General features: G+C 67.8%; 9 protein-coding genes and 1 pseudogene. 4 read left to right on the top strand and 6 right to left on the bottom strand.

Features of this window, described 5'->3' with window-relative positions; all coding sequences use genetic code 11:
- Together V7Q39_RS03255 and V7Q39_RS03250 are read right to left on the bottom strand one after the other, a co-directional pair.
- A pseudogene (locus V7Q39_RS03255) lies at positions 1-1,224 on the bottom strand (transcription-repair coupling factor); the annotation flags it as partial.
- Positions 1,225-1,238: 14 nt separating this feature from the next.
- Positions 1,239-1,763: a component of SufBCD complex gene (locus V7Q39_RS03250; protein WP_333814957.1), complete on the bottom strand. Its 525-nt coding sequence runs from the start codon at positions 1,761-1,763 to the stop codon at positions 1,239-1,241.
- 122 nt (positions 1,764-1,885) lie between these two features.
- Between V7Q39_RS03250 and hemB the strand changes: the two genes are divergently transcribed.
- A complete protein-coding gene (gene hemB, locus V7Q39_RS03245; protein ID WP_333814956.1) occupies positions 1,886-2,884 on the top strand; it encodes a porphobilinogen synthase in 999 nt (332 codons plus the stop codon).
- An 87-nt stretch (positions 2,885-2,971) separates the two neighbouring features.
- On the opposite strand, the gene V7Q39_RS03240 is transcribed toward hemB, so the two are convergent.
- Entirely contained in the window at positions 2,972-4,984 is a 2,013-nt protein-coding gene (locus V7Q39_RS03240) for an ATP-binding protein (protein WP_443082482.1), read from the bottom strand.
- Between the two features lie 243 nt (positions 4,985-5,227).
- A complete protein-coding gene (locus tag V7Q39_RS03235) occupies positions 5,228-6,373 on the bottom strand; it encodes an RsmB/NOP family class I SAM-dependent RNA methyltransferase (protein ID WP_333814955.1) in 1,146 nt (381 codons plus the stop codon).
- 172 nt (positions 6,374-6,545) lie between these two features.
- On the opposite strand from V7Q39_RS03235, the gene V7Q39_RS03230 reads away from it, so the two are divergent.
- Both V7Q39_RS03230 and V7Q39_RS03225 read left to right on the top strand, forming a co-directional pair.
- On the top strand, positions 6,546-6,764 hold the full coding sequence (locus V7Q39_RS03230; protein ID WP_333814954.1) for a hypothetical protein: 219 nt from the start codon (positions 6,546-6,548) through the stop codon (positions 6,762-6,764).
- Positions 6,748-7,776, top strand: coding sequence for an AAA family ATPase (locus V7Q39_RS03225; RefSeq protein WP_333814952.1), 1,029 nt, complete (start codon positions 6,748-6,750; stop codon positions 7,774-7,776). Before V7Q39_RS03230 ends, V7Q39_RS03225 begins: the two co-directional genes overlap by 17 nt.
- Here the strand turns inward: V7Q39_RS03225 and guaB are convergent.
- Positions 7,761-9,209 carry an IMP dehydrogenase gene (guaB, locus tag V7Q39_RS03220; protein WP_333814951.1) on the bottom strand — a complete coding sequence of 483 codons (1,449 nt, stop codon included), beginning with the start codon at positions 9,207-9,209 and terminating at the stop codon, positions 7,761-7,763. The genes V7Q39_RS03225 and guaB overlap by 16 nt on opposite strands.
- Before the next feature lie 101 nt (positions 9,210-9,310).
- Between guaB and V7Q39_RS03215 the strand changes: the two genes are divergently transcribed.
- Complete coding sequence (locus tag V7Q39_RS03215; protein WP_333814949.1) at positions 9,311-10,036, top strand: type 1 glutamine amidotransferase; 726 nt, start codon at positions 9,311-9,313, stop codon at positions 10,034-10,036.
- A 117-nt stretch (positions 10,037-10,153) separates the two neighbouring features.
- Here V7Q39_RS03215 and V7Q39_RS03210 read toward each other — a convergent pair whose 3' ends face one another.
- Positions 10,154-10,567 (bottom strand): MarR family winged helix-turn-helix transcriptional regulator, encoded by a 414-nt coding sequence (locus V7Q39_RS03210; RefSeq protein ID WP_333814947.1) that lies wholly within the window; start codon positions 10,565-10,567, stop codon positions 10,154-10,156.
- Positions 10,568-10,644: the final 77 nt, after the last annotated feature.

The raw sequence follows: 10,644 nt of genomic DNA, 5'->3' as shown, positions 1-10,644 counted from the left end.
CAGGCCGTTGTCGGCCAGAAGCCCCTTCAACCGCTCCCGCGCGCCCTCGGACCAGCTGGCAATGACCACTTGCCCCGTCTTCGCCAGACCCTGAACATGCTCCGCCAAGGCCGCGAAAAGGTTGATCTTCTCCTGCTGCCGCTCCGGTGCGAAGTTGCGTCCCGCCCGTGCGCCCGCGTCCAGCACTCCCGGCCCCGGACTTTGCGGCAAGGGCGACAGCTGCACCACGCGGCTGGACGCCAGTGCCGCCTCCCAGGCGGCATCGTCCAGATACAGCTCCTCCGCAGGAACCGGCTTGTAGACCGTGTCGATCCGCCCCTTCGCGCCCATCGCCTCGTGGCGGGCGTCGTAGCTGTCTTCGATGCCCTCCCACCGCGCCAGCCGCGCCGGTGTCACCTGATCGTCCAGCACCACCGAGGCGCCGGGCAGGTAGTCGAACAGCGTCTCCAGCCGCTCGTGGAAGAAGGGCAGCCAGTGCTCCATCCCCTGGTGTTTCCGCCCCGCGCTGACGGCTTCGTAAAGCGGGTCGTCCGTCCCCGCCGCCCCGAAGGCGATGCGGTAGTTCTGCCGGAACCGCGCGATGGAGGCTTCATCGAGGATCGCCTCGGAAACAGCTGAAAAATCGACGCTTTTCAGCTTCTCGACCGTCCGCTGCGTCTCGGGATCGAAGCGCCGCGCCCCGTCCAGCACGTCGCCGAAGAAATCCAGCCGGATCGGCCCGCCCGGCCCCGGCGGGAAGATGTCGACGATCCCCCCCCGCAATGCGTAGTCGCCGGGCTCCGCCACCGTCGATACCGGCGAGAACCCCATCCGCGCGAGGAACCCCTTCAGCCGCGCCTCGTCCACGCGGCTGCCGACCTCGGCACGGAACGACGCCGCCTTCACCACCTCACGCGTCGGCACCTTCTGAGTCGCCGCGTTCAATGTCGTCAGCAGCACGAAAGGCCCGGAAAGCCCGTCGGCCAGCGCCGCCAGCGTCGCCATCCGCCGCGCCGAAATCTCGGGGTTGGGACTGACGCGGTCATAGGGCAGGCAGTCCCAGGCCGGGAAGTCCAGCACGACCGCCCCGGGCGCCATCACCGCCAGCGCCGCGCGCATCGCCTCGGCCCGCTTGTCGTCACGCGCGATGTGCACGACCGGCTGGCCCCGCGCAAGCTCGCGGGCCAGGATTCGGGCGTCGAACCCCTCGGGCGCACCGCCCATCAAGATACGTTCGGCTGTCATTTTGCCGCAGTTTGTCAGTTCAGGATAGAAATGTTGATGTTTTGCCAGGTTCCATAGAATGCGGTGATGGTGATCGAAATCATCCCTATCACTTGCACGATCCGGCGATGCACCGTCAGGCGGTGAAGCAGCGCCTCGCCCGTCCCGCCCTCGGCCATGATCCTGCGACTTGACCGCACGCTGACCCAGACGACCAGCACCATCGGCGCCGCCAGAAAAAGCAGGGCCTGCGCGAATTCGACGTCATACCAGACAGCCAGCGTCAGCAGCGAGGTCAGCCAGAACGCGGCCGTTCCCGGCAGCATCCAGTCCCCTCGGTCGATCACATGCAGAAGCCGGTTGATGTTGATCCGCACCAGGTCTTCCACATCGGTCTGCGCCTGCCCGCCCTCGCGTCGCGCGCGCTGGATCATGTCATGCGGCACCCCCAGCACCCAGTGGCTGACCGATGACCACAGCGTCGCCAGCGCGATCCAGTACCAGAGGTTCGAGAACGACCTCAGGTCGATCACATCCAGCGCCATGTCAAGGACATCCACCTTGTCGGGTCTCCTTCAGCTCATCCGCTGCCCGTCGAGATACTTGAGGCCGCCCGCTTTCCATGGCAGGCAGAAGCCGAAGCCGCAAGTCCCTGCTTTTGCGGCGTGGAAGGAGCCAGCCCATGCAGCCGACGCAAGCCCCCTATCCGGCGACCCGCTTCCGCCGCCTGCGCCGCAGCGGCGCCCTGCGCGCCCTGGTGCAGGAAAACACCTTGGGCACCGGCGACCTGATCTGGCCGGTCTTCCTGTGCGACGGGGTGAACCAGCGCCAGCCGGTCGCCTCGATGCCGGGGGTGGAGCGGCTTTCGCTCGAACTGGTGGTCGAGGCCGCCGCCCTGGCGCATGACCTCGGCATCCCGGCGATCTGCCTCTTTCCCTATACCGACCCGGCGCTGAAGACCGCCGACTGCCGCGAGGCCTGGAACCCCGAGAACCTGACCAACCGGGCGATCCGGGCGATCAAGGCGCAGGTGCCGGGGATCGCGGTGATGACCGACGTGGCGCTCGACCCCTACAATGCACATGGCCATGACGGGCTGGTGGTGGACGGGATCATCCTGAACGATGAGACGGTCGAGGCGCTGGTCCGTATGGCGCTTGCCCAAGCCGACGCAGGGGCCGACATCCTGGGGCCCTCCGACATGATGGACGGTCGCATCGGCGCGATGCGGGCGGCGCTGGAAGGCGCGGGCCACAAGGATGTGGCGATCCTGTCCTACGCTGCCAAATATGCCAGCGCCTTCTACGGACCGTTCCGCGACGCGGTGGGGGCGACAGGGGCGCTGAAGGGCGACAAGAAGACCTACCAGATGAACCCGGCGAACGGCGACGAGGCGATCCGGCTGGTCGCCCGCGACCTCGCCGAAGGCGCCGACATGGTGATGGTGAAGCCGGGGATGCCCTATCTCGACATCTGCCACCGCGTGAAACAGGCCTTCGGCACCCCCACCTTCGCCTACCAGGTCTCGGGCGAATATGCGATGATCCGGGCCGCTGCCGACAACGGCTGGATCGATGGCGAGAAGGCGATGGTCGAAAGCCTGATGGCCTTCAAGCGCGCCGGTTGTGACGGGATCCTGACCTATTTCGCGCCGGCGGTGGCGCGTCTTCTGCGAGGATAGACGCAAGGGTTCCTGCCCGGGACCAAATTCCTTCGGAGGAATTTGCCAAAACTTTTCGAAAAGTTTTGCGCCCCCTCCCCGCAAGCCTCAGCTCAACAGCCCCTGCACCGTATTGGTCAGGTCGTTCAGCGAGAAGGGCTTCGGCAGGAAGACCGAATTCGGCACCCGCGCCTGATCCTCGGCGAGGCCATCCTCGGCATAGCCGGACATGAAGATCACCTTCACCCCCGGCCTTTGCAGATGCGCGCGCCGCACCCAGGCCGGGCCATCCATCCCCGGCATCACCACATCGGTCACGAAGAGATCGACATGCAGCGAGCGGTCCTCGAGTTTCGCCAAGGCCTCCTCGGCATTCGCAGCCTCCAGCACCGTATAGCCGCGCAGGCTCAGCGCCCGGCTGGCGAAGGCGCGGACCGAGGCCTCGTCCTCGACCAGAAGCACCACCCCCTCGCCCTGCTTCGCCGTGACCCGCTTCACCTCGGCCACCGGGGCCTCGTCCGGGCCTTCGTAGACCGGGAAGTAAAGCGAGAAGGTCGTGCCCTCGCCCACCGCCGAATCGACGAAGATGAAGCCGCCCGACTGCTTGACGATGCCGTAGGCCATCGACAGCCCTAGCCCGGTGCCCTCGCCCACCCGCTTGGTGGTGAAGAACGGCTCGAAAATCTGCCGCAGCTGGTGCTCGGGAATGCCGACGCCGTGGTCCACCACCCGGATCACGGTATAATCGCCCGCGGGCACCGTCGCCCGGTCGCGCTGCAGGTCCTCGGCCAGCGTCACCGGCTCGGTCTCGATCCTGATGTCGCCGCCCGCGGGCATCGCGTCGCGCGCATTGACCACCAGGTTGATCAGCACCTGCTCGACCTGCCGCTTGTCGGCGCGGATGCGCCCCAGCGGGCGGCCGACCACCCGGCCCAGATGGGCGAGCGTCAGGTCCACCTTCTCGACCATCAGCCGGTTCAGAAGATGCGTGAGGTCCCCCAGCACGTCCTCCAGGTCCAGCACTTCCGGGTTCAGCGTCTGCTTGCGCGAGAAGGCCAGAAGCTGCCCCACCAGCGAGGCCGCCCGGTTCGCGTTCTGCCGGATCTGCTCCAGATCGGCGAAATCGCTGTCCTCGCGGCCATGGCGCAGCAGAAGAAGGTCGCAATGCCCGGAGATCGCTGTCAGCAAATTGTTGAAATCGTGCGAAATCCCGCCCGCCAGCTGACCGATCGCCTGCATCTTCTGGCTTTGCGCGAACTGCGCCTCCATCGTCTTCAGTCGCGTCGCGTCGTTCAGGATCGCCAGGGCGCCGGGCCTGCCGCCCTCGACGTGACGGCGCAGGGTGATCTGCAGGAACCGTTCCTCCTCGCCTCGCACCCGCAGCACCTCCGAGCCGCCGGGATGCCGCCCCGCCACCACATCCGCCAGCCATTCCGAGACCGGACGACCCAGCCCCTCGAAAAGGTCGTGGAACATCGCCGCGCGGATATCTCCCCGCCACATCAATTCGCGCGCGGCGTGGTTCGCCACCCGCATCACCCCGTCCGGGCCGAAGGTCATGATCGCGACGGGCACTTCCTCCAGATCCGCGCCCACCGCCATCGCCGGACGTTCCGCAGGGTCAGCCATTTCTCCGGGCAGGTCGAATTCATCCGCGCGCCAGAAGAACCTGGTCTCGCTCGCCCGGTGCACCGTCAGCCGCAGCACCGCGGCATGGCCGGTGATATCCTCGCGCGCCGCCCCCCACAGTTCGGCCTGGCTCTGCAGCCGCAACATCAACGCGCCCGGGTTCAGCACATGCTGGCCAAGCGCCTCATGCAGCGCCCGGACATCCGCGCCGAAACGGTCTTCCGCCGCCTGGTTGCGCTGGATCAGCCGGCCCGCCGCGTCGGTGATGAAACAGGCCGCCGGATCGTCGGCCATCAGCACCAGCGCCCGCAGGCTTTCGGTCTCGACCCGGTAGCGGTCGATCACCGCCAGAGCCGCCAACCCCAGCGCCACCGCCAGCACCGCGAGCCCGGCAAAGGCCAGCACCGGATTGCCATCCCGGAAGGCGAGCGCCCAGATCGCGATCAGGGCCAGGCCGATCACCGCAACCACCAGAAGGGTACCCTTCTGCACTCGTCCCAACTGCCCCAGACCCAATCCGGCCCCCATGCCCTGTAAACCAACCGCGTGCTTCGCTTCTGGACGGACCTTCGACGCAAGAGGTTAAGGTAATCTTAACTCTGTCAAGGGGCACGTTCAGGTTGAGGCTAGGCTTCTCTCTTCTCTGGGGGATTGCAGAAGCCTTTCGGCAGAAGACACGCCCTGGCCAATATATTCCAGCGGGTTACAAGCCGATCTTCGAGCAAATATCTCGGCCTATCCGCGCCGCATGAGCGCCAGATAGAACCCGTCCCCACCTTGCAGCGGCGTCAACCGCACTTCGCGGTCCAGCTCCCAACCGGGATGCCGCGCCCGAAACGCCTCGACCTGGACACGATTCTCCCGATCCAGCAGCGAGCAGGTGGCATAGGCGAGCCAGCCGCCCGGCCTTACCATAGCCGCCGCCCGGTCGAGGATCGACCTCTGAGTTTCCATCACGGACTCAAGGTCTTGCGCTGTGATCCTCCACTTACCTTCCGGGTCGCGCCGCCAGCTGCCCGAGCCCGAGCAGGGCGCATCGACCAGCACAAGGTCATAGGGCGCCGCCCCCTCGGGGTCATCGGTCAGCGTGACCCTTGTCCCCGCCCGCTTCGCCCGCTCCGGCAGGTCGGCCATCCGCCTGGGGCTCGCGTCATGGGCAAAAAGCCGCAGCCTCGCCCGCGCCGCCATCGCCAGGGTCTTGCCGCCGCCGCCCGCACAATGGTCCAGCACCCGCATCCCGTCGGTCAGCGGCAGAGCCTCCGCCACCGCCTGCGAAGACGCATCCTGCAGCTCGACCAGCCCCGAAAGATAGGTCTGCGAGCCCTGCAGCTTCCGCGCGTTCTCCACCACCTCCAGCGCCGTCGCCGCCAGCGGATGCGGCCGCGCCACGATCCCCTCCGCCGCCAGCGCTGCCACCGCGCCCGGAACATCGGTTTTCCCGAGGTTCACCCGCAGGAAGACCGGCGCCCGCGAGCGCAACGCCTGGGCCACCGGCACGAAATCATCCCCGAGACTGTCGCGCAGCTCCGGCAGCAGCCAGCCCGGCAGGTCCAGCGCGTCCTCCGCCAAAGGCTCCCGCCCCACTTCCTCCGGCCCCGGCAGCGCGGGTGCATGGCCCTCGCCGGAAAACAGCGCCTCCTGACCGGCCTCGCGCATGAGGCCCAGCACCAGCCCGCGCCCGGTCAGCCCGCCGCCCCGCGCCGCGGCCGAGTTCCGCCGACGCAGCGCCTCGAACACCAGATCGCGCACCGCCGCCCGATCGCCCGACCCCGCAAACCGGCTCGCCCGCCCCCAGTTGGTCAGCGCCTTCTCGGCTGCCTCTCCGGCCAGCACCCGGTCGAGGATCGCGATCGCCGCCGCACATCTTGCCGAAGGTGTCATCCGCGTCCTCGCGCCTGGGTCGAGTTCCTGATCGCCGGTTTTGCCGGCACCGGCAAGCCGGTAGTGCTGTGGCGGGTGGCGCAGAACCCGAGCGCCACCAAGCCTGGCCGGTTGACGCAATCGTGAAGGCTGCTTACCACTAAGGCAGGAAGCGTATGAAGGACTTGCCGCCATGAAGAAGACCCTCACCGCGACACTGGTCGCCGCCTTGGCCTCGCCGTCGCTTGCCGGAGGGCCGGTGATCATCGCCGAAGAACCCGAGGTGGTCGCGGAACGCCCCGCCTCCTCGGCCAACCTCCTGGTGCCGTTGCTGCTTCTGGCGGTCGTCGCCGTGGTCGTCAGCAGCAACGACGACGACCCGGTCGTCAGTGGCAGTGCCGAACAACAATGACCTGACTGCCGGCTTTGCCAAGGGGCAGGATGCGATCTTTCACCAGCGCGTCCTGCCTACCCTTGGCGTCAGGGGCGGCGGTATCTCCGCGCCACGCTGGCTTTTCATCTGCGGCCAGCAGGGCAGCGGCAAAACCACCCTTGCCGACCGCCTCGCGCAGGACCTCGGGTCCGACCAGACCCAACGCATCTCGGTCGACGATCTGACCACGCTTCTGTCCGGGCCTGAAGACGATCCGGGCATTTCGTCCCCCGATCAGAAACGGCTCCGGCAGCGCTGTATCGACGGGCTGGCCGAGCACGCCACCAGCCTCGGCGCGCATGTGATCTGGGAAGCCCCCGGCCCCGGCGAGATCGAGGGCGTGGCGCTTGTCGCCCGCGCCCTGGGCTACCGGACGGAATGTCTCGTCCTGGCGCTCCCCCGGGCGGAAAGCTGGCTCGCCACGCTGCATCGCAGCCTCGAAAGCGGCGGGCCGACCGTCCGCTGGGACTTCCTTTGCAGCGCATACCGCCGCTGGCCTGCGCTTCTGGCCCGGGCCGAAGCCGCGCATGGCTTCGACAGGGTCGCCATCCTCGACCGCGAAGGCACGCTTTGCTACGAGAACCAGTTGCTGGGCGACGGCCGGGACTGGGCCACACCGCCCTTCGGCTTCGAATCCCTCGTCATCGAACGCGCCCGCGCCCGGACCAGGCCCGCGCTCGACGCCATGCTCGCCGACTGGCAGGCGATCCGCGCTCATCCCTGCCTCGCCTTCCGCAATCATCCCGCTTGGGCCTGGGACAGCCTGACCGCCTTCGACAATCACCTGCGCGAGATGGCCACCGATCCCGCAACCTTCTTCGACCTGAACGATCCCCATCCCGTGACCGCCCCGCGCTGGATCACCCGCCTGCGCGACGAACTGGACGACATTCTCGCGGGACCCGAGGCCGAAGGCCAGCCCGACCTTCCCGCCCGGGCCGGCCGCCTTGTCGCCCTCGTCAGCCAGATCGCCGGTCAGCCCACCCGGTAGTTCGGGCTTTCCCGGGTGATCTGCACATCGTGGACGTGGCTTTCCTTCAACCCCGCGCCGGTGATCCGCACGAAGCGGCACTGCGTCCGCATCTCGGCCACCGTCGCGCAGCCGGTATAGCCCATCGCCGCGCGCAGGCCCCCCACCATCTGGTGGATCACCGCCGCCGCCGTCCCCTTGTAGGGCACCTGCCCCTCGATCCCTTCCGGCACCAGCTTGTCGCTGGCCGCATCCTTCTGGAAATAGCGGTCCGCCGACCCCCGCGCCATCGCGCCCAGGGACCCCATCCCGCGATAGGCCTTGAACGACCGGCCCTGCCACAGGATCACCTCGCCCGGGCTCTCGTCCGTCCCCGCGATCGCCGACCCGACCATGGCGCAGGACGCCCCCGCCGCGATCGCCTTGGCGAAATCGCCGGAATACTTGATCCCGCCGTCCGCGATCACCGGCACGTCGCCCGCAGCGCCCGCCGCATCCATGATCGCCGTCAGCTGCGGCACGCCCACGCCGGCGACGATCCGCGTCGTGCAGATCGAGCCCGGCCCGATCCCCACCTTCACCGCATCCGCCCCCGCGCCGATCAGCGCGCGCGTCGCCTCGCCGGTGGCGACGTTCCCCGCCACCACCTGCACCGTGTTCGACAGCTTCTTGATCCGTTCCACCGCGATGGCGACGCCCTCGCTGTGCCCATGCGCCGTGTCGATCACCACCAGGTCCACGCCCGCATCGATCAGCGCCTGGCTGCGTTCAAACCCCGCATCCCCCACGGTCGAGGCCGCCGCGACCCGCAGCCGCCCCATCTCGTCCTTGCAGGCGTTCGGGTTCAGCACCGACTTCTCGGTGTCCTTCAGCGTCAGGAGGCCCGTCAGCTTCCCCGCCCCGTCGGTCACCAGCAGCTTCTCGATCCGCCGCGCCTTCATCAGGCTGATCGCCTCGGCCCGGTCCACCGGCTCCTTCAGAACGGCAAGGTTCTCGCTGGTCATCATCACCCTGACCGGCGTCCTGTCATCCGACGCAAAGCGCATGTCGCGGTTGGTCACGATCCCCAGAACCCGGCCCGCGCCATCCACCACCGGAAAGCCGGTGATCGCATAACGCTCCATCAGCGCCTTGGCATCGGCCAAAGTCTGGTCAGGCGTCAGGGTGATCGGCTGGTAGACCACCCCGCTTTCAAACCGCTTCACCCGGCTCACTTCCCGTGCCTGCGCTTCCGGGTCGAGGTTGCGGTGGATCACCCCGATCCCCCCCGCCTGCGCCATGGCAATCGCCATCCGGCCTTCCGTCACCGTGTCCATCGCGCTGGACAGAAGCGGGATGTTCATCCGGATCGCCTTCGTCACGAAGGTCGAGGTATCGGCATCCGACGGCAGCACGCTCGATGCCGCGGGCACCAGAAGCACGTCGTCAAAGGTGAGAGCCTCACGAATCTCCATGGGTGGTCCCTCCGGGAGCAAGCATCGTTTGGCGGTTCCCCATTTCATGGCCTGAGAGCGGGCGCAAGGGCAAATGAGGCCCTTGCACCCGCCCGCGCCCCATGCAGATTACCCGGAAGGAAGAGGACCCCATGCGCGTCGCCATCGTCGAGAACACCCGCATCACCCACCACGGCCAGGTCGGCGTGGCGCTGCATGAACGCGCGGCGCTGATCGACCAGTACAGACCCTGGTCGGGCCAGCCCCTGCCCCGGACCGTGGACGCCGATGCCCTCGTCGTCTTCGGCGGCGAGCAATCCGCCACGGACGACCATACGCATCCCTATCTCCCCGCCCTGGCCGAGCTGATGGCCGCCTATACCGCCATGGACCGCCCGGTCCTCGGCATCTGTCTCGGCTCCCAGCTCCTCGCCCGTGCCTATGGCAGCGAGAACCACCTCGGAGTGGCCCCGGAATTCGGCTGGGTCGAGGTGACACTGACCGAAGCGGGCCAGGCCGACCCCGTCCTGTCGCAGGTCCCGCGGACCTTCCCGATCTTCCAGTGGCATTCCGACACCTTCACCCTGCCGCCGGGCGCAGTCCACCTCGCCGAAAGCCCGGTGGCCCGCCATCAGGCCTTCCGCATCGGTCGCGCAACTTACGGCACCCAGTTCCATTTCGAGGCCAGCCGCAGCGTCGTCCGCGACTGGTCGCAAACCTTCCCCGAGGTCACCGAACGCATGTCCCCCGGCTGGTCGTCGCGGCACCCCGCCCTCGCCGCCAGCCAAGGCGCCGCTGCCGACACCCACGGCCTCGCCCTCGCCCGCGCCTGGGTCGGCCTGATCTGACCCCAAGGGCCGGGCTACATACACGCCCCCCGCCGGACGCTCCGCCTCACTCCCTCGTCGTCGTCCAGACGCAGGCGGATAAGCCGTTGATCTGCCCCCGGCCGTTTCCCCTGTGCGTCATCCGGCGCCCCCCGAGGAACCGGGGGCGTCCGCGTTCAGATCGTCCGCGAACTTGCGCATGAGGCGTACCAGCTCCTCGATATCCCGCTGGTCCCAACTGGCAAAGATCGCGCGCCCCATCCGTTCCCGCGCGCCATCGACCAGATCGGTCATCGCCTTGCCCTTCGGCGTGATGGTCGCCTCGCGTACCCGCCGGTCTGCCGCACTTCCATGGCGCTCGATCAGTCCAAGGCTTTCCAGTTTTGCGACCTGACGGCTGACGGTGGTGTAGTCCCGCCCGACGCGGTCGGCCATCTCCACGACGCCGATCGGCCCCAGCCTCTCGATTCCGACCAGCAGCGGAAACAGTGCACGGTCGAGAGAGATACCCGCCTCCCGCACCATGCCCTCGTCGCGCTGCGGTCGGTTCATGACGCTGACGATATCAAGCAGCGCGCCGTGAAGCTGGCGTATCTGGTCGCCAATATGTGTATTTTGCACTTTATTTG

It is taken from the genome of Tabrizicola sp. (genome assembly GCF_036781545.1).
Lineage (GTDB): Bacteria > Pseudomonadota > Alphaproteobacteria > Rhodobacterales > Rhodobacteraceae > Tabrizicola.
Note: the sequence above shows the minus strand (reverse complement) of the source record. Positions and strands in the feature narration are given on the sequence as shown.